General features: G+C 53.7%; 20 protein-coding genes and 1 other annotated feature. Of the genes, 10 read left to right on the forward strand and 10 right to left on the reverse strand.

Translation table 11 applies throughout. From position 1 onward, the window contains the following. Positions 1 to 7: 7 nt before the first annotated feature. Positions 8 to 1,510 (reverse strand): glutamate synthase-related protein, encoded by a 1,503-nt coding sequence (locus EDD73_RS03080; protein WP_131918231.1) that lies wholly within the window; start codon positions 1,508 to 1,510, stop codon positions 8 to 10. After that, a complete protein-coding gene (locus tag EDD73_RS03085) occupies positions 1,507 to 2,604 on the reverse strand; it encodes a class II glutamine amidotransferase (protein WP_131918232.1) in 1,098 nt (365 codons plus the stop codon). Before EDD73_RS03085 ends, EDD73_RS03080 begins: the two co-directional genes overlap by 4 nt. 326 nt (positions 2,605 to 2,930) lie before the next feature. Here EDD73_RS03085 and EDD73_RS14770 point away from each other — a divergent pair, with 326 nt between their 5' ends. Beyond that, positions 2,931 to 3,092 carry a hypothetical protein gene (locus tag EDD73_RS14770; RefSeq protein ID WP_165876289.1) on the forward strand — a complete coding sequence of 54 codons (162 nt, stop codon included), beginning with the start codon at positions 2,931 to 2,933 and terminating at the stop codon, positions 3,090 to 3,092. 49 nt (positions 3,093 to 3,141) lie between these two features. On the opposite strand, the gene EDD73_RS03090 is transcribed toward EDD73_RS14770, so the two are convergent. From EDD73_RS03090 to EDD73_RS03125, 8 genes are all read right to left on the reverse strand, one after another. Continuing rightward, complete coding sequence (locus EDD73_RS03090) at positions 3,142 to 3,324, reverse strand: type II toxin-antitoxin system antitoxin (RefSeq protein WP_406567179.1); 183 nt, start codon at positions 3,322 to 3,324, stop codon at positions 3,142 to 3,144. Positions 3,325 to 3,358: 34 nt separating this feature from the next. After that, positions 3,359 to 4,201, reverse strand: coding sequence for an SPFH domain-containing protein (locus EDD73_RS03095; RefSeq protein WP_131918234.1), 843 nt, complete (start codon positions 4,199 to 4,201; stop codon positions 3,359 to 3,361). An 85-nt stretch (positions 4,202 to 4,286) separates the two neighbouring features. After that, positions 4,287 to 5,510: a threonine ammonia-lyase gene (gene ilvA / locus EDD73_RS03100; RefSeq protein ID WP_131918235.1), complete on the reverse strand. Its 1,224-nt coding sequence runs from the start codon at positions 5,508 to 5,510 to the stop codon at positions 4,287 to 4,289. A gap of 133 nt (positions 5,511 to 5,643) precedes the next feature. Further along, on the reverse strand, positions 5,644 to 7,071 hold the full coding sequence (locus tag EDD73_RS03105) for a TolB family protein (protein WP_131918236.1): 1,428 nt from the start codon (positions 7,069 to 7,071) through the stop codon (positions 5,644 to 5,646). A gap of 177 nt (positions 7,072 to 7,248) precedes the next feature. After that, positions 7,249 to 8,178, reverse strand: coding sequence for an L-lactate dehydrogenase (locus EDD73_RS03110; protein WP_131918237.1), 930 nt, complete (start codon positions 8,176 to 8,178; stop codon positions 7,249 to 7,251). A gap of 7 nt (positions 8,179 to 8,185) precedes the next feature. Beyond that, a complete protein-coding gene (locus EDD73_RS03115) occupies positions 8,186 to 9,124 on the reverse strand; it encodes a ketopantoate reductase family protein (protein WP_131918238.1) in 939 nt (312 codons plus the stop codon). A gap of 14 nt (positions 9,125 to 9,138) precedes the next feature. Then, a complete protein-coding gene (panB, locus tag EDD73_RS03120; RefSeq protein WP_131918239.1) occupies positions 9,139 to 9,978 on the reverse strand; it encodes a 3-methyl-2-oxobutanoate hydroxymethyltransferase in 840 nt (279 codons plus the stop codon). A 31-nt stretch (positions 9,979 to 10,009) separates the two neighbouring features. Next, positions 10,010 to 10,399 (reverse strand): rhodanese-like domain-containing protein, encoded by a 390-nt coding sequence (locus EDD73_RS03125; RefSeq protein WP_131918240.1) that lies wholly within the window; start codon positions 10,397 to 10,399, stop codon positions 10,010 to 10,012. A gap of 122 nt (positions 10,400 to 10,521) precedes the next feature. Here EDD73_RS03125 and EDD73_RS03130 point away from each other — a divergent pair, with 122 nt between their 5' ends. The 9 genes from EDD73_RS03130 (at position 10,522) to EDD73_RS03175 (ending at position 21,516) form a co-directional block, all read left to right on the forward strand. After that, positions 10,522 to 11,550, forward strand: a complete 1,029-nt coding sequence (locus tag EDD73_RS03130; protein WP_131918241.1) for an MPN domain-containing protein — start codon at positions 10,522 to 10,524, stop codon at positions 11,548 to 11,550. Positions 11,551 to 11,679: 129 nt separating this feature from the next. Next, on the forward strand, positions 11,680 to 12,642 hold the full coding sequence (gene meaB, locus EDD73_RS03135; RefSeq protein WP_131918242.1) for a methylmalonyl Co-A mutase-associated GTPase MeaB: 963 nt from the start codon (positions 11,680 to 11,682) through the stop codon (positions 12,640 to 12,642). Positions 12,643 to 12,651: 9 nt separating this feature from the next. Beyond that, positions 12,652 to 12,881: a binding site (T-box leader), on the forward strand. 85 nt (positions 12,882 to 12,966) lie between these two features. Next, complete coding sequence (locus EDD73_RS03145) at positions 12,967 to 15,648, forward strand: valine--tRNA ligase (protein ID WP_243116769.1); 2,682 nt, start codon at positions 12,967 to 12,969, stop codon at positions 15,646 to 15,648. Further along, positions 15,645 to 17,096: a bifunctional folylpolyglutamate synthase/dihydrofolate synthase gene (locus EDD73_RS03150; protein ID WP_131918244.1), complete on the forward strand. Its 1,452-nt coding sequence runs from the start codon at positions 15,645 to 15,647 to the stop codon at positions 17,094 to 17,096. Before EDD73_RS03145 ends, EDD73_RS03150 begins: the two co-directional genes overlap by 4 nt. Before the next feature lie 185 nt (positions 17,097 to 17,281). Then, positions 17,282 to 17,908, forward strand: a complete 627-nt coding sequence (locus EDD73_RS03155) for a DUF47 domain-containing protein (protein ID WP_165876290.1) — start codon at positions 17,282 to 17,284, stop codon at positions 17,906 to 17,908. After that, a complete protein-coding gene (locus tag EDD73_RS03160) occupies positions 17,901 to 18,890 on the forward strand; it encodes an inorganic phosphate transporter (RefSeq protein ID WP_131918247.1) in 990 nt (329 codons plus the stop codon). Before EDD73_RS03155 ends, EDD73_RS03160 begins: the two co-directional genes overlap by 8 nt. A gap of 146 nt (positions 18,891 to 19,036) precedes the next feature. After that, positions 19,037 to 20,503 carry a hypothetical protein gene (locus tag EDD73_RS03165; protein WP_131918249.1) on the forward strand — a complete coding sequence of 489 codons (1,467 nt, stop codon included), beginning with the start codon at positions 19,037 to 19,039 and terminating at the stop codon, positions 20,501 to 20,503. A 27-nt stretch (positions 20,504 to 20,530) separates the two neighbouring features. Further along, positions 20,531 to 20,713: a hypothetical protein gene (locus EDD73_RS03170; protein WP_131918250.1), complete on the forward strand. Its 183-nt coding sequence runs from the start codon at positions 20,531 to 20,533 to the stop codon at positions 20,711 to 20,713. Between the two features lie 176 nt (positions 20,714 to 20,889). Then, a complete protein-coding gene (locus tag EDD73_RS03175) occupies positions 20,890 to 21,516 on the forward strand; it encodes a Maf family protein (RefSeq protein WP_243116770.1) in 627 nt (208 codons plus the stop codon). The last annotated feature ends 32 nt before the right edge of the window (positions 21,517 to 21,548 follow it).

Genomic DNA, 21,548 nt, shown 5'->3' on the forward strand with positions numbered 1-21,548 from the left:
CACCTCCTTACTCACCGGCGTGCTTAACGCCTAAAATCTCCAGTTCTTTTTCCGAAAGGCCAATGCCGCGTAGCATCAGGCGGTTGCCCCGCAAGCTTTCCAGGGCGTTGATGCCCATACCGCCCAGCATATCTTTAATTTCATGAGCCCAGGCTTTAAGCAGATTCGCTGCCAGACCGGCGCCCACATCAGGATCGAGGCGTTCCGTCAACTCCGGACGCTGCGTCGCAATCCCCCAGTTACACTTACCGGAGTAGCAGTTTTGACAGACGTGACAACCAAGGGCGATCAGCGCTGCTGTACCGATATAGCAAGCATCAGCACCGAGCGCAATCGCTTTGACCACATCAGAGGAACAGCGGATAGTACCGGCAACAACAAGCGAGACTTGATGGCGAATGCTTTCATCACGCAGGCGCTGATCCACGGCCGCCAGAGCCAGTTCAATGGGAATACCAACCGAATCACGGGTACGTAGCGGTGCAGCACCGGTACCACCGCGGAATCCGTCGATGACGATAATGTCTGCTCCGGCCCGGGCCGCGCCGGAGGCAATGGCGGCGATGTTGTGCACAGCGGCAATCTTTACAGCGACGGGCTTCCGATATTCCGTCGCTTCTTTGAGTGAATAGATCAACTGGCGCAGATCTTCAATGGAGTAGATATCATGATGCGGCGCCGGTGAGATAGCATCAGAGCCTTCGGGAATCATCCGCGTCAACGATACGTCCATGCCGACCTTTTCACCGGGCAAATGCCCACCGATACCGGGCTTCGCACCTTGACCGATCTTGATTTCAATCGCCGCGCCCGCTTCGAGATACTCCGGGTGAACGCCAAAGCGACCCGATGCGACTTGGGTGATCGTATGAGCACCGTATTGATAAAGATCGCGGTGGAGGCCACCTTCGCCGGTGCAGAAGTACGTACCCATGCGCTCGGCAGCACGGGCCAGCGACGTCATTGTATTGAGAGAAACCGCGCCAAAGCTCATGGCGCCGAACATAATCGGCAGATCCAGTTCCAACTGCGGCGGCAGCGCTTCGGCCAGCTTACCATCGTTGATCGACAAGGCATCGGGTTTGCGACCGAGGAAGGTTTTTAATTCCATCGGTTCACGCAAGGGATCGATCGAAGGGTTCGTGACCTGACTGGCGTTGAGCAGCAGGTGATCCCAGTAGATGGGATAAGGCTTGTCCGTACCCATGCCGGATAAAAGCACCGAGCCTGTAGCCGCTTGCTTGTAGATCGAATCAATATAGTGGTCTGTCCAGTTGGCATTGGCCCGGTACTCGTTGGGAAACTTACGAATCGTCAGCGCATCGGCCGGGCACGTGAGGACGCAGCGATGGCAGTTCACACACTTGCGATCATCATGAACGACTTTGCGGCCCCGTTCATGCCAGCGGTGCACCTCATTGGCGCACTGGCGAACACAGATCTGGCACTGGGTGCAGCGGCGTTCGTCGCGATCAACGATAAAATCCGGTGTGGTATAGTGAAAACTCATAGTTGATCCACCCCTTTCAACAGGCCGATGACCGGTTCGCCGCCACCGACAGACCAAACTTTATCCGGTGCGGCGCAGACCTCCCGAATCGCCGATTCTTCGCTGGCCACATAGATAAAAGCGCCCTTTTCCGCCGCCACAAGCGAACGGAGCTTCAAGCGGTCATTCAATGCCACAAAACCTTTGCGGCTACCTAAGATAATGGAGAAGGGACCGTTGATCAGCAGGGAACTGTAGACGGTCCGCACCGCTTTGACCAGTGCTTTTTGCTGATCATCCATGCGCGCCAGCGCCGACCAAAAGGGGGCGGCCAGCGCGGTTACTGCCACGTGCAGCGGTAAGCCATGCTTGCGCAGGAGCAAATCAAAAGCGTAAGTGATCGCTTCTGTATCAGTCTGTAAGGAGCAGCGATAACCGAACATCTCCAGATAGCGCCGGTTGGCGTCGTAGGAAGAAATTTCACCGTTATGAACGATGGACCAGTCCAGCAGGGTAAAGGGATGGGCGCCGCCCCACCAGCCTGGTGTATTCGTCGGAAAACGGCCATGAGCCGTCCAGAGGTAGCCTTTATACGTATCGAGCTTATAAAACTCGCCGATCTCTTCAGGATAGCCGACACCTTTGAAGGCGCCCATGTTTTTACCGGAAGAAGCGACAAACGCCCCAGGATATTCGCTGTTGATGCGCATTACGCAGCGAGCCATATATTCATCGGCACCAAGGCCGGACTCCACTAACTTATTTTCCTTGGGCAAGACAAAATAGCGCCAGATCAAGGGAGCGTTCGTGATTTTTACCGTTTTGCGCGTGGGAATCTTACCGCCCACTTCAATATCAAAATGGTTGTTGAAAAAAACTTCTGTTGCTTCCCGGCTTTGATCATCCTCGAAAAACATATGTAGCGCATAGTGTTCGGGATAATCGGGATAAATACCGTAGGCCGCAAAACCACCACCGAGGCCATTCGAGCGATCATGCATCAACGCGATGGAGCGGATGATGTCGTGACCGGAAAAAACTTCGCCGTCACGGTTCATGATCCCGCTGATGGCACAGCCAGAGGGGATGCGGATCTGACCTTCACGTAGCAGCATGGAAGCAGCCTCCTTACGTAAAATAAACACCTATGCGCAACCGGCAGGCGGAACTGCGGAATAAAAAAAAGCGCACTCAATGACAGACAAGATCAGCGAGCATCGAGTGAAGCGATCGATCGTCTGCAACGTGAGAACGCCATTGTTCCACAAAGATAAAATTTTTGTCGGTTGATAAGTGTATGGTATTTATAACACAGAGGTATCAGGCATTCAATGGCATCGCAACAGAAACACTGTATACATTCATCGGGATACAGGCCATGAGATAGCGAAAAAAGGGCATACTATTCGGGTGTCCAGCTTAAGTAAGGAGGAAAAAGATGATGAAAAAAGATCAACACAACAATTCCACCATCGATGCTAACCTTTCAGGAGCCAAGAAAGCACCTGGTGTCTATGAGCCCGATCCCCGCCAAATCGAGCAGCCCAGCGAGATCGCCCAGTGGGCCGCCCAGGAAAACAAAAATCCCGATGATTTTGAGTAACAAAGAAAAAACGCTGAAGAACGGCTTCAGCGTTTTTTTGTGCTTCTGGCTACCCGGTACCATAATCATCGTCCGTTGGATTTGCCGGCAGCGGCGGTTCAGTTGGTTTTTCCTGGGTCAGCCGTCCGGCTTTTTTCAGCGCTTCCCGTAACAGGTATTCCATATGCCCGTTCACGCTACGCATTTCATCTGCTGCCCAGCGCTCGATCAGCACATACAAATGAGGGTCCAAACGTAGAGGGAAGCTTTTCTTCGGCGGCACGGGATTAGTACAAACTGCCAGTATTGATGACCGGTTGGGCCGACCGATCGGATACGATACTGACCAGCAGATTGTTGATCATCGCTACTTTACGCTCATCGTCCAACTCCACCAGACCGTCGCGCTGAATCTTTTCCAGTGCCATTTGGGCCATACCGACAGCACCTTCCACGATCATCTGGCGTGCGGCTAAAATGGCCGATGCTTGCTGGCGCTGGAGCATGGCACTGGCGATTTCGGTGGCATAGGCCAAGTGGGTCAAGCGCGCTTCCAGCACTTCCACACCGGCCACGCTCAGACGAGACTGCAACTCCTGAGCAATTTCAGAAGCGACAACTTCCGTATTGCCGCGCAGGGAGTAGGCCTTGCCAGAAAAATCATCATAGGGATATTTGGTGGCAATATGGCGAAGCGCCGTTTCCGCTTGAATCTCCACAAAGCTTTCGTAATTATCAACATCAAAAACGGCCTTAGCGGAATCAGTAACCCGAAAAACGATGACCGCAGCGATTTCGATAGGGTTTCCTTCTACATCATTGACCTTTAACTTGGCACTGTTAAAGTTACGAACTTTCAGTGATACGGTGCGATAAACCGTGAAAGGAACGCTCAACCAGATCCCGCTTTCACGGAGAGTGCCCACATACTGGCCGAAAAACATCAATGTCTTCGCTTCGTTCGGCGCAACGATTTTGATCCCCGATGCTAAAATCGCCGTCAACAAAAACACCAAGACCGCACTGAAGATAGAACCCGTCACCAGTAAAAGCAACGTGAGAGCCAACAAACCGATAAACAAGAGGAGCGCGTATAACCCATTCACTTGCCAAGCTCTTTGCTCGTTCATGGAAACAACCTCCTTGCCATATCTGATATAATAATGATATCACATTGATATTTTACAAGCAAGACAAGGAGCAGAAAATCGTGGACTACCATGGACGCAGAAGAAACCCGGCCCGAGTAAGTTGCACCGTCAGTTCGTCAATATGCTCATGATCGCGTGTTTCCAGCGCGATGATGACCTCCACTTGACGCAGTGAAAGCGTCGGTGCCAGTCGATCGTGAATGATCGAGATAACATTGGCACCGCCGGCAGCAATTAAAGCCAGCAATTGTTGCAGCGATCCCGGCGCATCAGTCAAGGTCACGCGAAACTCCCAGCGCCGCCCGCTTTGCACCAGACCATGTTCGATCAGTGCAGCAATGGCGGAAATATCCGTATTGCCGCCAGACAGCAAGGCAACCCAACGTTCACCGCTTTTGCCCAACTGTTGCGTCAGCAGGGCGGCCAGTGATACGGCGCCGGCACCTTCCACGACCAGTTTAGCCCGCTCCAGCAGCAAGACAATGGCCTTAGCAATGGCTTCATCATCAACGGTGAGCAGATCATCGACGAGATCTTGCACCAGCGGAAAGGTCAGGCGGCCAGGCAGGGCGACACGGATTCCATCGGCGATCGTACGCTGGCACGAGACAGTCGTGGCACATCCGGCTTGGCGCGAGGCAACCATGGCCGATGCAGCTGTCGACTGAACACCGATGATGCGCACCTGAGGAAAGCGAGATTTCAGCGCCAGTGCCAGGCCGGCAATTAACCCGCCGCCGCCGATCGGCACCGTGATGCCGGTGATGTCCGGGAGCTGATCGGCAATTTCCAGTCCCACGGTCCCTTGACCGGCGATCACCAGAGGATCATCAAAAGCGTGAACATAAAGCAAGCTGCGCTCTTTCTGTAATGCCAGCGCAGCTTGATAAGCTTCGTCATAAGTATCGCCTTCTAAGATCACTTCAGCACCGTAGCCGCGAGTCGCTTCGATCTTGGCCAGTGCAGCCCCCTTCGGCATCACGATGGTCGCCGGTACACCGACCATCGTCGCCGCCAAGGCGACGCCTTGGGCATGGTTGCCGGCAGAAGCGGCGACGACACCGAGCTTTTTTTCGTCTTCCGTCAAGGAAAGCAAGCGATTCAAGGCGCCCCGCAGCTTGAATGAACCGGTGCGTTGCCAGTTTTCACATTTTAAGTACACTTCACAACCGGCAAGGCGGCTGAAGGTGTGCGAATGGGCCAACGGTGTACGGTGAATATAGGGCGCAATGCGCTGGGCCGCCGTTTCAATCATCGCCAGGGACAGGGAAGCTTCCGTTCTCTTCATCACCATTCCCCCTTTCCTGCTAGCCTAATCACTTCCGCCTGCAGGCATACATGATGATGAAAAAAAGCACCGCTCCCCTCGCGAGAAGGGAAGCGGTGCTGTGGGAAGCAGTGTTGTGCGAGCCCATCGATCATCAATAGGGACTGTGATAGATGATACTACCGTCAACACCGATAAGGCGTGTTGGTGTTGGCGTTTCCCAAACTTTTTGTACGGCTTGTTGTTCAAAATCAAAAGAGTACATCTCCCAGGCTGTGCCAGCAGGCGCTGCCACCGTACCTTGGGCTCCGACCGTCGCCGGTGGAGTAACCGTTGCCTTCGCTTCGGTGAGGTAGAGGAGCTTGCCGTCTTTACCCCAGGCAAAGGACAAAGGCGCGTTGGCTGCGAAGGAGTGCAAGCGGACAAAATGCCAGGAGAAGAAATTTAACTCGCGGTTAACGCCGATCAAACTAAAGGCATTTTCTTCGCTACCGTTGGTGGTATAAGGCTCGGTTTTACGCAAGATCACATAACGCTCATTCGGTGAGATGGCATAGTAACGATTAGATTCTTGCCGATCAAAGGGGCTGAGCCAGCGAATACTGCTTTCCGAATGGGGACGTACTTCGCCTACATGATGACGGCCTGTATCGACACCGGAAGCATAATTTTCTGTCTCCATCAAAATCGTCGATGGTGATTTCAGCCATTCTACGGCCCGGGCCGCTTTCCCCATGCTGGTCAGCGGCAACATTTCTTTGGTTTCCATTGTATAGCGGTAGATTTCGGCGCGGTCCGGTGCGGAGTATTGCATAAAGACAAGATAATTGCTGTCCGGTGACCACCGCGGGTGGCGGGCATCTTTGCCGGTGCCGACCGGTGTGGTTTTGCCGGTTTTGCGCTCCATCAATACCAAGGGGTTGTCCAAGGCCACATAACGTCCGTCCGGTGACCAAAGCGGCAAATCCGGTTGGCTAAAGGTCTCATGGATGATTTTATCGGTCAGGTCATCTAATTGGAGCAGGTGAATCCGGTACAAAAGGGTGGCATCGGCACCTTCCGATGTACCGCCGCGTATTTCCGTAAAGGTCAGGTGCGTGTCTTCTGGGTTCCAGGTAATGCCTGTCCCGAAGCGACTGTTGCCATCATCGGGTAACGAAAAGACCCGCGCCGATTGTTTGGTGCGCAAGTTTACCACATACAAGCCGCTTTTGGTTTGAAAAGCGATGCGATCACGCTGATGATTAAGCGTCAAACTGGACCAGGCAATCCCTACATCGGTAGGTTTCTTTTCCATACGCACAGAAGGAGTCGGAACCGGTAAGGGTTGATTGCCTTGGAGTACCGCTTGCTCGCAAATCGGTCCCAAATCGATAAATTGCGGCGTATAGGGGTAGAAAGCCAACATATTCGAAGGGGGCGGCAGAATCTTCGGCTCAAGAATCTGCGTACGATCACCTTGCACATCTTCTCCGTTCGTGGGGAAAAGTGGGGTTTGCTTCGAAGTAACCAGCGTATACGCCGCAAGGAGCACCATTAACAAAGCAGCAATAAAAGGAATACCGGACATCAGGCGTTTCACAAAAGTACCTCCTGGATACAAACTGAAATAGCAGATCCCCACCAATATCCGTGGGGAATAAAACAACACCTTGTATCGTACTCTTTAGAATGGAATAACGCAAGCACCCACAGTACGATTCCGGCACAGAAAAATAAAACAGCCAATTTCCGTGCAGGAAATCGGCTGTTTTACCATTTATAATCCCAACTCTTTGGAGAATGTAGCCAGATGGACAGCACTGGCGTTCAAGGCTATTTGCTCCTCTGCTGTGATCGGCAATTCCAGAATCTGTTTTCGCCCTTCTGACGTCACCAAGCACGGAAGGCTTAAACAAACATCGTGCAATCCATAAGGGCCGTTGACCAAACTGGATACGGTAAGAATGGACCGCTCGTCACGCAACACCGCATCGACGATCCGCCTTACTGCCAGCGCAATGGCGTAATAGGTCGCCCCTTTACGTTCGATGATCCGATAAGCAGCGTTTTTCACATCGGCAAATACCTGCTCGCGATTAAGCGGCGGCCGTCCCAAAGGGTCGACGTGCGACAGATCAGCACCGGCCACATTGGCTAAACTCCAGAGCACCAATTCCGTGTCGCCATGCTCACCGACGACATAGGCATGGACATTACGGGCATCAAAACCAAAGTGCTGGCCGAGATGCATCCGTAACCGTGAACTGTCCAGGACCGTTCCGGAGCCGATTACCTGCTCCGCGGGCAGCCCGCTCCACTTTAAAGCAGCATAAGTCAAAATATCTACGGGGTTAGCGACGAACAAAAAAAGCGCATCAGGACAGGCGGCGATCAATGGCGGCAAGGTCTGACGTAAAATCGCCAAATTTCTGGCCGCCAGATCAAGCCGTGTTTCGCCCGGTTTTTGATTCACACCGGCCGTATAGATGACAATCCGCGAACCACGACAGTCCGCCAGTTCGCCGGCACGCACATCAACGGGCTGCACAAAGGAAACGCCATGGAGCAAATCCATCGCTTCGCCTTCCGCTTTTTGCTTATCAATGTCAACGAGCACAATTTCCGAGGCACTGCCGGCTTGGACTAAGGAAAAAGCCGTCGCTGCCCCAACAAAACCGGTACCGATGATCGAAATACGCACATCCACCAGTCCATCACCTCAGAGGTAGTATACCCACTGCCTGTGATTTCCCTGCAAACGCTCGAACCAAATGGGTAAGCACTTGATTGACCGGTGTGGGTACACCGTTGGCCTGGCCAAAAGCGACGATGGCACCGTTGATCATTTCAATTTCCGTTGGACGCCGGCCTTTGATATCTTGATACATACTGGAAAGATTCGCTCCGGTGCGAAAAGCGATTTCCTTGGTGCGCTCGACGATTTGCGGATCCGTTGTTACACCCGAGGCTAAGGCTACGGCTTGGCCTTCCTGTACAGCTTTCTCCATCAAGGATAGCAGTTCCGGCCGTTCCAGCAGCACACCGTTCGGGACCGCTAGCAACGCCGTTAAGGCATTGATCCCGACATTGACCAACAGCTTGTTCCAGATCGCCTGTTGCACATCGGAGGAGACCAGGCCATGCAGCCCGGCTTGGGTAAAGACCTCCGCAATAGCGGTAACCCGTGGTGTCACCGTTCCGTCCAGTTCGCCGATCAAGGTCGTGCCGCGGCCCGATAAGCGAATATAACCGGGCTCAATCACAGCGGCCCCAAAGGAAGTAGTGCCGACCAGTGTTCGCTTGGCACCAACAGCATTTCGGATCAACTCTTGGTGTCCAATACCGTTTTGGAGCGAAAGTACCACCGTATGATCAGCAAGCAGCGGCGGCAGCGAAGCCAGTGCCCGTTTGGTTGCCGGTGCTTTGACCAGGATGATCACCAGATCGACAGGGCCAACCTCGGCAGCGCAGGTGGTAGCTTGGATTTTCAGCGAGATGGAATCATTGCCTTCCGCGATCATTACCCCGGTTTCCGACAAGCGCGTTGCCAGGGTATCTTTGGTATCAATAACCCAAACATCTTGGCCGGCCAACGTCAGAAACCCAGCATAGAGACTGCCCATGGCACCGGCGCCGATGACGGCGATACGCATAGCGAACCACCTTTCTAGTAGAGGCGACGCGACTCATCACGCTCGCGATGCAGGCCAAACGAGTGGTCAGCATCGGGAAAGCGGCCCGTAGCCACATCCTGGGCGTATTCCGCTAAGGCTTGGCTGATCGTCTGGCCGACTTGCGCATATTGTTTGACGAACTTGGGAACAAAGCGATCATACATACCGATCAGATCATGAATGACCAAGACTTGACCGTCACAATCAGGACCGGCACCGATGCCGATCGTGGGCACTTTGAGCTGCCCGGTAATCTCGGCAGCCAGCGGTGCCGGGACGCATTCCAGAACGATGCTGCAAACGCCGGCCGCTTCCAAGGCCAGCGCGTCTTCGATGAGTTGCCGTGCCGTCGCTTCATCTTTGCCTTGTACCTTAAATCCGCCCAACTGTGTGGCCGTTTGCGGCGTCAAGCCAATATGCCCCATGACCGGAATGCCGGCTTCCACGATGGCCGCCACCGTGCGGGCCATGCGCACCCCGCCTTCCAGTTTGACACCGTCCACGGCGCCTTCTTGCATGAAGCGGTTGGCATTAGTAATCGCCTGTTCAATAGAAACGTTGTACGAACCAAAAGGCAAGTCGGCAAAGACCATCGTATCGGGGGCACCGGCCACAACGGGGCGACAGTGATGCAGCATTTGCTCCATCGTAACAGGAACCGTGCTGGTATAGCCCAGGACGGCCATACCAAGAGAATCACCGACAAGGATGATCTCGATGTCGCTACCATTGACCAGATGGGCAAAAGGATAATCGTACGCTGTGATTACACGGATTTTCTTGCCTTCTTGCTTGTACGTTTGCAGTTGCGGTATGGTTAAACGTTTTTTCATCAAATGAACCGCCTTTCTGAATGGGGGAAGTTTATTGGGTTTCACCACGCCACTCGGTCATGCCGCCGGAAAAATTAAGTACATCGGTGAAACCGTTTTTGTGCAAGGTGCGGGCAGCTAAAGCACTGCGTGCACCGGAAGCACAGATGACAATCACAGTTTTATCTTTATACTTGTCCAATTCAGCGAGACGATTTTTCAGATCGCCTGAGGGAATATTGAGCGCCCCCTTGGCGTGCCTGCCGGCAAACTCCGTCGGCGTGCGTACGTCCAACAGGAGCGTTTTATTTTTTTGCGCCAGCAAGGGCTTGGCTTCCTCATACTTGATCGATTTGATACCGGAATTGAGCACCGTCTTGACCACGAGATAGCCGAGCACGACCGTACCGGCCGTTGCAATGAATGACTGCAATGGATCCATTATAGTAACCCTCCTGGCACGCATAATTATCAGTTTAGAATAGGAGAAAAAACAGAACAATTGTATCGAGATGCAATAAAAGCTATAATTAGTGAAAGCATGGATCGAAAGGGTGTCGCAATTTGTCCGAAGAAACCCGCATTGAGCGGTTAAAAATTGAGATAACGGAAAAAGTAGCGACAGAAGTAGCCAGTTGGCTCGAAAAAACTGACCAAGTTTCGGGCGGACTGCTTCTGGGTAATGTATATTTTCAAGAAAAACGCAGCAAAATTTATGGATTAGCCCGTATTGAAGCGATGCTACCGGCACGTCATGCTGAAATTATAGCAAATCGCGTCTGGTTTACCAGTGCTACTTGGCAAGAATGGGATCGATTGCGCAGTTCCTACGATAATATGTCCGTTTTGGGATGGGTTCATAGCCATCCTGGCAGCGGTGCTCGTTTTACCGAATCGGATCTGACGATTCAACAAACTTACTTTACCAAACCGTGGCACATTGCCTGGATTGTCGATCCCAAAGCGCCGAGCGAAGCCATGTACGGTTGGCAGCAAGAGACGATCGTGGCGATTCCGGAATGGCAAACGATTCAAATGACCAGTGGCAATCTGAATTCGTCGCAACGTAGCCAAAATCCTCCTTCCTGGCAAGAAAAGACAGTTCAGCTTCCGGTGGTGCCGCCGGCGATTCAACCACCGCCGTCCGGCGTGATCTTGCAAAGTGAGCCGGGGCGACCGAACTTTTTTTCGGTCATTGCTGCACCGCGTTTGGAGCAACAAGATCGACTTGAGCAACCGGATCGATTGGAACCAAAGAATCGAGCGGAAACGTCAGGTACCGGTACGAACGCCAAAACATCCGGTGAAACGCCAGACGACGTGCCGCTGATCTGTGACTTTGACGCCAGTCGCTCGTCAAGTATCGCCCGGCTGCGTCCGGCGGCACAGGAAAGTGCCGCTACCGTCGACCGGGGACGAACCACCAAGCCGCCCTTTCCCAAAGCCAATCCAAATGGCAATGCCAAAGCCATCAATGAACGGATGGGCTCTTCCGGTTTTTCCATCGGCAAGATGCTCGCCATCGTCTTTGCACTGATTGTGGCTACTGCGCTGGCTACCTTTGGCATCTACATGATTTTCGGGCCAAAGTAATATCGCCGAAACTGCCAGATTTTGAGCCAGAAAGAAGGATTTTTCTGACTTTGCGCAGAACAAATGGACGGCAACATTGTCGATTGTTGTTGACAACGTCTCAGATCGAAGACAAGGCGGTGGACCCTCATGATCGAACACGTTCCAGCCCTTTTGGCCGGTGACCGTCGCATTGCCGCCAAAATGATCTCCCTGGTGGAGAACAATGGCGACCAGAAGACCGAAATCTTAAAAGCCATTTACCCCCATACAGGCAAGGCCTATATTCTTGGCATTACCGGTTCCCCCGGAGCCGGCAAATCAAGCTTGACCGATCAGATCATCAGCCAGTACCGGCAGCGCGGCCAAAAAGTCGGCGTCATCGCTGTCGACCCGACCAGTCCTTTTACGGGCGGCGCATTGCTTGGCGACCGCATTCGCATGAATGAACACTATACGGACCGCAACGTCTTTATTCGCTCCATGGGCACCCGGGGCAGCCTTGGCGGCCTTTCGCGCTCCACCAAAGAAGCGATCAAAATCCTTGACGCCTTTGGCTGTGACATCATCATCGTCGAGACCGTCGGTGTCGGTCAGTCCGAACTGGAAATTATGACGGCCGCCGATACAACCATCGTCGTCTTGACACCCGGTGCCGGTGATTCGATTCAAGCGATCAAAGCCGGCATCATGGAGATTGCCGACATCTTTGCGATCAACAAAGCTGATTTGCTTGGCGCCGATCGCGTTGTTACCGAAGTGGAAGTGATGCTTGATCTGGCAGCGCACAACCATCCGCAGGGGAGCTTGCCCTGGCGCCCGCCCGTCGTCAAAACGATCACCGTGCGCAATGAAGGCGTCGACAAATTAATAAAAGCGGTCGACAGCCACCATGAATATTTGAACGAATCAGGACGCTTCACAACGGAACGGCAAGAACGATTAAAAGCGGAATTTGCCGAAATCATGGAGCATCACATTCGTGATCTGATCCGCAACCAACTGCAAAAAACCGGCGAGTGGCAAGCGCTGCAGGATCAGGTAATGGGGCGCACTGTCGATCCCCATACGGCTGCGGAAGAGATCTTGACGAAAACCTTCAAAAAAGGGTAAAATCACAACGAAAATGCGAAGATAGGGAGGAGTACATCGCTTTAACCCCGCAGAGAGACGATCCTAGGCTGAAAGATCGTCGGGTGGCGCGATGGAAGTCGCCCTTGAGTGCCGGACAAACCGGCCGGTTGGACCCGTTACCGTCTGCTCAAGCGCCGTGCAGGAACAAGCGATCGCCAGGAGCGATCGGCTTGGAACGACGGAACAAAGGTGGTACCGCGGAGCACTCCGCCCTTTGAGGGGTGGAGTGCTTTTTCTTTTTTTTTTGCGGCCACCAGATGTCAGGAAAAATAAGGTGTCAGGAAAAATAAGGAGGAACCGACGTTGACAACATCCCAAAAGGCCGCAAGCGGCTTGTCGACTACCTACGATCCCGGTCAAGTAGAAAAAAAGTGGTATGATCATTGGCAAGAACAAGGCTATTTTACGGCCGACCCCAACCATCCCGGGCAGCCTTTTTCCGTCGTGATGCCGCCGCCGAATGTCACCGGCAGCTTGCACCTCGGTCACGCTCTCGATAACACCTTACAAGATATTCTTGTTCGCTATAAGCGCATGCAAGGTTTTAACGTGCTTTGGGTGCCCGGAACGGACCATGCCGGCATCGCCACCCAAGCCAAAGTGGAAGAAGCGCTGGCCAAAGAAAACGTGTCTAAATATGATCTGGGCCGGGAAGCGTTCTTAGAGCGCGTCTGGGACTGGAAGCATCAATATGGCAACCGAATCACGACGCAATTGCGGACACTGGGTACCTCCTGCGACTGGAGCCGGGAACGCTTTACCATGGACGAAGGCTGCTCGGAAGCAGTACAAGCCGTGTTCATCCGCCTCTTTGAAAAAGGCTTGATCTATCGCGGTCACCGCATCATCAACTGGTGCCCCAAATGCCAGACGACCATTTCCGACATCGAAGTAGAGCACCAAGAGCGCGGCGGCCATCTTTGGCACATCCGCTATCCCGTCATCGACGGCGAAGGAGAAGTGGTCGTAGCAACGACGCGCCCCGAAACGATGCTTGGTGATACGGCCGTGGCCGTTCATCCCGACGACAGCCGCTATCAGCATTTGATCGGCAAAATGGTGCGCTTGCCGCTGCTGGACCGGGCCATTCCGGTCATCGCCGATGCTTACGTCGATCCGGCTTTTGGCACAGGCGTCGTCAAAATTACACCGGCTCATGATCCCAATGACTTTGAAGTCGGCCTCCGCCATCAATTGCCCCAGATCAACGTAATGACCAAAGAAGCCTACATGAACGAAGCGGCCGGTCCTTATGCCGGGATGGAGCGCTATGCTTGCCGCAAGCAGCTCGTAGCCGATCTGGAAGCCCAAGGCTACCTCGTCAACATCAAGGAACACATCCACGCCGTCGGCCAATGCTACCGCTGCGATACCGTCGTGGAACCCATGGTCTCGCCCCAGTGGTTTGTGCGCATGCAGCCCTTGGCGGAACCGGCCATGGAAGCCGTTCATGACGGCCGCCTCCGCTTTGTGCCGGAGCGTTTCAGCAAGATTTATCTGGGCTGGTTGGAAAATATCCGTGACTGGTGCATTTCGCGCCAACTTTGGTGGGGCCACCGCATTCCCGTTTGGTATTGCGATGATTGCGACTACCTCTACTGCGGCACCGCCGACGGTGTACCGGAAGTTTGTCCCAAGTGCGGTGCTACCCATTTCGAGCAAGATCCCGATGTGCTCGATACATGGTTCTCCTCCGGTCTTTGGCCTTTTTCCACCTTGGGCTGGCCGGAAAAAACGGCCGACCTCGAGCGGTACTATCCCACGTCCGTGCTCGTCACCGGCCGCGACATCATCTTTTTCTGGGTCGCCCGCATGGTCTTTCTCGGCATGGAATTCATGGGCGAAGTGCCCTTTCGTGAAGTATTCATCCACGGCCTGATCTTGGACGCCCAAGGGCGCAAAATGTCCAAATCACTCGGTAACGGCATCGATCCCATCGAAGTGATCGAAAAGTACGGCGCCGATACACTGCGCTTCATGTTGGTTACCGCCAATACACCGGGGAACGATATTCGCTTTCACATGGAACGGCTTGACGCCACCCGCAACTTTGCCAATAAGATCTGGAATGCCGCCCGTTTTGTGCTGATGAATCTGGACGGCTATGAGTCGCACCAACCCCATGGGGAACGGACCTTGGCGGATCGCTGGATTCTCTCCCGGTATGCACACCTCGTCGATGATGTCACCAAAGCCCTCGACAGTTACGATGTCGGTGATGCGGCGTCACGGATCTATGAATTCCTCTGGAGCGAGTTCTGTGATTGGTACATTGAACTGGCCAAACCACGTCTCTTTGGCAAGGACAATTCCGGCGATCCCGAACAAGCGCGCTATGCAGCCCAAAAAGTGTTGATCCATGTGTTGCGCGGCACGATGCAACTGCTCCATCCCTTCATGCCCTTCTTGACCGAAGAAATCTGGCAGCAGCTGCCGCGCCACGGTAAGACGATCATGCGCGCGCCCTGGCCACGGTTAAGCGAAGAAGCGCAGGACAGTGAAGCGGAAGCGCAAATGAGCTTGATCATGGAAGTGATCCGGGCGATCCGCAATCTGCGGGCTGAACTCAACGTGGCTCCCGGTAAAAAAGCGGCCGTGATTTTGCATGTCGCCGATGAAGGGACCCAAAAAGTGATTGAAGCCGGTCTCAGCTACATCCAAAACTTAGGCAGTGCGACGGCCGTCACCGTAGCGATGCTGCCGGCACCGGCACCGTCGGGCGCTGTCACCGCCATCGTCAGCGGCGTCCAGATCTTCTTGCCGCTCAAAGATCTGATCGATATCAACAAAGAAATCGCCCGCTTGAGCAAAGAATTGGCCAATGCGGAGAATGAAATCAAACGCCTCAGCGGTAAACTAAACAATGCCGGTTTTGTCGCGAAAGCACCGGCGGAGGTTATCGCCAAAGAAAAAGAAAAACTGGCCGATGCAGAGCAGAAAAAAGCCGCCCTGCAAGAGCGGCTCGATGCACTGCAAAACCTATGAGTACCGGCAAGCATGATGATGCCGGTGAACAAGAACGGCACACCCCGGCGGCGACGACGCGGTTTGCGTCAGCCCTTCACTACCTGCAGGAATTGACGAAGTTCGGCTTTAACCTTGGCCTGCAACGGATTACCGAGCTGCTCCGGCGGCTTGGTGATCCCCACCGGGCGGAGCAAGGTGCGCCGGCCTTTATGCACATCGGCGGCACCAATGGCAAAGGCTCAACGGCCGTCATGACAGCGGCGGTGCTGCAAGCAGCCGGTTATCGTACCGGTTTGTTTACGTCGCCCCATTTGCATTGTTATACGGAACGTACGCGCATTGACGGCCGGCCCATTGCCCCTGACGATATGGCCGATCTGATCGAAGAAATGGGTCCCCACATCGAGGCCATGGTGGCCGACGGCTTTGAACATCCCACGGAGTTTGAAGTGTGGACGGCGCTGTCCTTGTTGTATTTTCAACGGTGCCATGTGGATATTGCCGTGATCGAAGTGGGCCTCGGCGGTGCCATTGACTCAACGAATGTGATTCGGCCCATCGTCGCGGCCATCACCAATGTATCGATGGATCACATGGAGTACCTAGGCCACGATGTGGAAGCGATCACCAAGGTCAAAGCCGGCATCATCAAAGAGCAGGTTCCGATCGTTACAGCCACCAAAGATCCCCAGGTGCTTGCGGTGATCCGCCAGAAAGCGCAATCGCAAGGGGCGCCGCTCATTCATGTGCAAGAAAAAGCACCGGAAAAAGGCAATCCATTGAACAGCACCGACGGTGACGACGTCGAACCTTCCTGTATGATGAGCGATGTTAGCTGGTCCGTCGCAACGACAGAAGCGGCGATCCTCGTTCGTGGCCGCCTGCACACCTATAAACCGATCGTTCCACCCCTAAGCGGTGCCCATCAGCGTGACAACGTCGCGACGGCCATAGCGCTGTTAGAAGTAGCAGCCGAGCAAGGCTTTACCTGGACGCCGTCGCACCTGGAGCAAGGGTTGGCCGTAGCGAAGTGGCCCGGGCGACAAGAGCGCATTGGCCGCTTTTTTATTGATGGAGCCCACAACGTGGCCGGCGCCGAAACGCTGGCAGCAACGCTGCAACGTCCGCCCTACCGGGACCGGCGCAAGATTTTTGTACTGGGCATGCTCAGTGACAAAGAGCGCAGCGCTGTGGCGGCCATACTGGCACCGCTGGCCGAACAAGTGATCGTTACGCGACCCAACAGTCCCCGTGCCGGTAACTGGACCACACTGGCCGCTGCCGTTAGCCTCTATTGTTCGCAAGTTCACGTGGAAGCAGCGATCGATCAAGCGATCGCCCAGGCCGACCAAGCCGCCCGGGCTGTCGATGGCATTGTCGTCGTTACCGGTTCCTTATACATGATCGCCGAGGCTCGGCACGTGATTTTGCACCGGCAAACAACCCCCGAATTTACCTTTTGTTAACTGAAACTCGCAAAAACTTAACATTGCCATAACATTTACACAAACTTTTGTCGAAATAAGTAGTTTCCCGAATCATCTCCTTGTTGTTATAATTGTGAAGGCGGTAAAGCGAAGGATGGATCACCAGTCCTGGAAAAGGGAAGCAAGGCCGCTTATACGGAAATAAGGGAGTAGGTAGAGAAACTGTGCTGTCTTTGAAACCGCGAGAAAATAAGTTCTTTGACTTACTGGAAGAAAGTTCAATGCTCGTAGCCCAGGGAGCCCGCATTTTTCGTACGCTAATGGATGACTATCACCAGATCAGCGTACGCTCGGCGGAAATCACCGAAGTAGAGCACAAAGGCGATGATGTAACTGCCAAAATTGCCGATCAACTCAATCGCACTTTCATCACCCCCATTGATCGGGAAGATATCTATCTGTTAAGCAATCGCTTAGATGATATTCTCGACGGCGTTCACGGTACGATTGAGCGCATGCACCTCTATCACACGGAAGAACCAACAGAAGACTTTGTTCATCTCGTTGATCAACTGGTGAAATCAACGAGCACCCTCGTCGATGTGATCAAGATGCTCCGGCACATGCCCAAGGAAACCGATAAGATCCTGGCCGGATGTGCGATCATCAAAGGCTGCGAAAGCGAAGGCGATCGCTTGTATCGCCGAGGTATGGCCCGCCTCTTCAACGAATGCGCCGATCCGATCGAATTGATCAAATGGAAAGAAATCTGGGAGCGTGTGGAAGACAGCATCGATGTTTGTGAGCACGTTGGAAAAATTACTAAAGGGGTTACAATGAAATATGCCTAGTGCCGAGTTGGCTATTTTTGTCGTTGTACTTCTGGCACTGCTTTTCGACTACATCAATGGCTTTCATGATACGGCCAATGCCGTAGCCACATCTGTGTCGACGCGGGCCATGACACCGTCTTTTGCCATCGGCCTTGCGGCCGTCATGAATTTTATTGGCGCCCTTTCCGGAACGGCCGTCGCGAAAACCATCGGTTCTGATATCGTGATGCCGGCGGCCGTGACCCAGCACGTGCTGTTTGCAGCCTTGATTGCAGCGATTTTTTGGAACTTGTTAACTTGGTATTACGGCATTCCTTCTTCCAGCTCCCATGCCTTGATCGGCGGTTTGGTCGGTGCAGCCGTAGCCAGCCAAGGCTTTGGCGTCTTGAAAACAGCCGGTGTGATCAAAGTGGTAGCTTTCTTAGTGCTTTCCCCGCTGATCGGCTTGACCGTAGGGTACCTGGTCATGACCGCACTGTGGTGGCTCATGCGCCGGCAAACACCAAGCCACATCAATCGCGTTTTTCTCAAGCTGCAAATCCTGGCATCAACGGCCGGTGCCTTTTCCCATGGCTCGAACGATGCGCAAAAATCGATGGGGATCATCACCATGGCCCTTTTTGGTGCCGGGTTGATACCGAAGTTCGAAGTTCCTTTCTGGGTCACCTTGGCTTGTGCTATCGCCATGGCCTTAGGCACAGCCGTAGGCGGCTGGAAAATCATTCGCACCATGGGCGGACGCATTGTGAAACTAGAGCCGATCAATGGCTTTGCCGCTGACTTAAGCTCGGCCAGCGTAATCTACGGATCCACGTTGCTGGGCATGCCCGTCAGCACAACACACGTCGTTTCCTCCTGCATCATGGGTGTCGGTTCGGCCAAGCGCCTCTTAGCCGTTCGCTGGGCTGTCGCCAAGCAAATCGTCACCGCTTGGGTGTTGACCATTCCTTCGGCAGCGGCAGTGGCAGCGTTGACCTTGTTTTTTGTGAACTTGTTTTAAGATCAACGTGATTCTTATTTTGATGGCGTTATTTTTTAATTACATGATCAGCGAAACACCGTTTTTGTCTTCGGGCAAAAACGGTGTTTTTTTAGTACATGATTCCCGCCAGAGGAGGTGAAACTAACCAAGAAAAGGAGGAGAACATGGTCAAGCCAAAATATAAATTTCAACTCTATAAGCATTTACAAATGAGCATTCCCCAGATCTACGCGGAAGCCCGCAAAGCTGCCGATGATCTTGGCATCCCGGCCCATTTGCGGGGCCGCATTGGTCTTTCCCGCACCTTGGCCGGTTGTCCTTCGCCGCTCCGCAATGACATTGCCGAAGCCATCACCAAGGGCAACAGCCAAGCCATTCCGTTAGCCAAAATTGTGGATGAAATCCGTGAAATGGTGAAGGCAGGCTATGGCGATGACTGGGATGCAGCTCCCGTCAACACCTGTGAAGCCGCCCTCTGGCTCTGTATGGATACGCTCTTTACGCCGCCCCATCTGGGGCGCGGCGACAGCTATCGCGCCTGCTACATTCTTCCCTATGAAAAGCAACTGCACCATCACGGTGCCTACGGCCGGCCCTTTCCGCCCCGGTATAAAGATCTCTTTGCTGACCGCGGCACGACAGCAGGCGAGCAGGGCCTGCAAGGAAAACGACTAACCAATCTGGATATGGTCATCGTCCCCTTGGCCGGTGCCGATTATCCAGTCCATGGGATCAAACAGCATCCGGTCCCCTTTTTAACGGAAGTCGATCCGGAGGAAGCGATTGAGCAAATCGCCTTGGCGGCGGAAGTTCACGGCCCTCATCTCAGCGGTTTTGCTTCGCTGGGCTACGATACGCCCGGATACGGATACAACCTTAAAGATGAACAAGGCGCTGCGGTACTGCAAAAACGCATCGGTGAGGTGGCTGCCGAATACGGTGTGCCCTACCTGATCAACAATACGGCCGGTATGCCCTTTATCGGCACTGATCCTCGTAAAGTCCAGGCCGATCTGATCATCTGTGCGATGGAAGCCGTCGGTGCGATGAACACGGGATTGATCATTGGCCGGGAAAGCACCATGGTCACGATACGGCGCGCCTTAGGCATGCACAGTGATCGCTGGGGAACCACGGCCAGTTTCGGCAAAGCCGGCTATGATTTTGTCTTGCCGAGCAAAGCCGCTTTGCTGGCGCAGGCGCAAGCGTTACGCATGCTTCACGAACGGCCGGAAAGTGTAACGGGGCCGGTGGATCAATTGGAAGCGATTGTGCAGCAAGAATTCGCTAAACTGCCACCGTCATTACGGCAAGACATCGAAATCAGTAAATCCTATAACCGCGGACTGATCGAAATCAACTATGAAAAAACGTGGAAAAAAGCAAGCTGCGGTTTGCCGGTTTTCACTGTCGAAGACATGTATGCCGGTACGAACATCTTGCAAACCGGTTTGGCCCAGATGGGCATTATTCCGGCCAGCGCTTGCGAAGGTAATATTGAAATCGCGCCGGGGCTCGGCACGGTGGACGAGCAAGGACAACTGTTGGAAGAACCGATGCGCTATGGTGTACAGGCACTGGTGCAACTGATCGAGATTATCGCTCGCCACAGTCAACTGTTGCCGCAGTAGCGAAGGTGAAACGGGGAGGTTGATTCGATGGGACTTTGGCATAGTTTAACCAGTTGGCCCTACCCCCTATCGAAGAAGTTGCGCATCGGTGCAGGATTGCGCCAGCAGATGCAGTGGATGGCCATGGAAGAAGCAGAAACAACTTGGCAGGGAGAACCGGGGGAAAGTGAAGCGATCACCAACGGGGTGGATAGAAACTTGTCGAGTTAAGAAGAAATGAACCAAACCGGCAGGATTTTATTGAGAATTGACGAATTCAACTTGAGTTATGAAGGATACTGTAAAGTCAACTTGGTTTGCCCCATGAAATCGAAATTGTTCCAAGGCGGCGGAACTGTCGTCGCCTTCTTTTTCTTCGCCAATCGGCAACAGTGGGAGGTGAAGTGGTGCACCTGATTCTGGCATCGGCGTCGCCGCGACGACGGCAACTGCTCACGGATTTACACTTGTCCTTTACAATCGTCCCCAGTAATTTTGTCGAAGCCGGCGTCGACCACTTACCGCCACGGGAACAAGCGATCGCCTTGGCCGAAGGCAAAGCGAACGAAGTGGCCCGCCGCACCGGTGAGGGGCTGATCCTCGGCGCTGATACGATCGTTGTTCATGAAGGTACCGTGCTGGGCAAGCCCCGTGACGCGGACGACGCCTTCCGTACCTTGCGCCGTCTTTCCGGACAATCTCACCAGGTGATCACCGGTCTGGCTTTGATTGAAGTTCATGACGGACAGCCGGTGGCCACGGTGACCGGCGCGGAAACAACGATGGTGACCTTTCGCCAATTGGATGAAGCCGATATTGCTGCCTATGTAGCCACCGGTGATCCCCTGGACAAAGCCGGTGCCTATGGCATTCAAGGCTTAGCGGCGTTACTCGTGGAACGCATTGACGGTGACTATTTTAATGTAGTTGGTTTGCCCCTTGTCGCCCTCGACCGCTTGATGCGGCGATGGCAGATCTCATTACTACAACAAGGAGCAGCGCGGGAACAATCGCAGCGTGCGACCCTGACTTGATACGGCAATGATCTCCACCAATCCCGCCCTAA

It is taken from the genome of Heliophilum fasciatum (assembly GCF_004341395.1).
Lineage (GTDB): Bacteria > Bacillota > Desulfitobacteriia > Heliobacteriales > Heliobacteriaceae > Heliophilum > Heliophilum fasciatum.

Bases quoted from the DNA above. Each gene is read 5' to 3' on its own strand.
- EDD73_RS03080 (WP_131918231.1), bottom strand. From the start codon at position 1,510: ATGAGTTTTCACTATACCACACCGGATTTTATCGTTGATCGCGACGAA.
- EDD73_RS03085 (WP_131918232.1), bottom strand. From the start codon at position 2,604: ATGCTGCTACGTGAAGGTCAGATCCGCATCCCCTCTGGCTGTGCCATC.
- EDD73_RS14770 (WP_165876289.1), top strand. From the start codon at position 2,931: ATGAAAAAAGATCAACACAACAATTCCACCATCGATGCTAACCTTTCA.
- EDD73_RS03095 (WP_131918234.1), bottom strand. From the start codon at position 4,201: ATGAACGAGCAAAGAGCTTGGCAAGTGAATGGGTTATACGCGCTCCTC.
- ilvA (WP_131918235.1), bottom strand. From the start codon at position 5,510: ATGAAGAGAACGGAAGCTTCCCTGTCCCTGGCGATGATTGAAACGGCG.
- EDD73_RS03115 (WP_131918238.1), bottom strand. From the start codon at position 9,124: ATGCGTATCGCCGTCATCGGCGCCGGTGCCATGGGCAGTCTCTATGCT.
- panB (WP_131918239.1), bottom strand. From the start codon at position 9,978: ATGAAAAAACGTTTAACCATACCGCAACTGCAAACGTACAAGCAAGAA.
- EDD73_RS03125 (WP_131918240.1), bottom strand. From the start codon at position 10,399: ATGGATCCATTGCAGTCATTCATTGCAACGGCCGGTACGGTCGTGCTC.
- meaB (WP_131918242.1), top strand. From the start codon at position 11,680: ATGATCGAACACGTTCCAGCCCTTTTGGCCGGTGACCGTCGCATTGCC.
- EDD73_RS03150 (WP_131918244.1), top strand. From the start codon at position 15,645: ATGAGTACCGGCAAGCATGATGATGCCGGTGAACAAGAACGGCACACC.
- EDD73_RS03160 (WP_131918247.1), top strand. From the start codon at position 17,901: ATGCCTAGTGCCGAGTTGGCTATTTTTGTCGTTGTACTTCTGGCACTG.
- EDD73_RS03165 (WP_131918249.1), top strand. From the start codon at position 19,037: ATGGTCAAGCCAAAATATAAATTTCAACTCTATAAGCATTTACAAATG.
- EDD73_RS03170 (WP_131918250.1), top strand. From the start codon at position 20,531: ATGGGACTTTGGCATAGTTTAACCAGTTGGCCCTACCCCCTATCGAAG.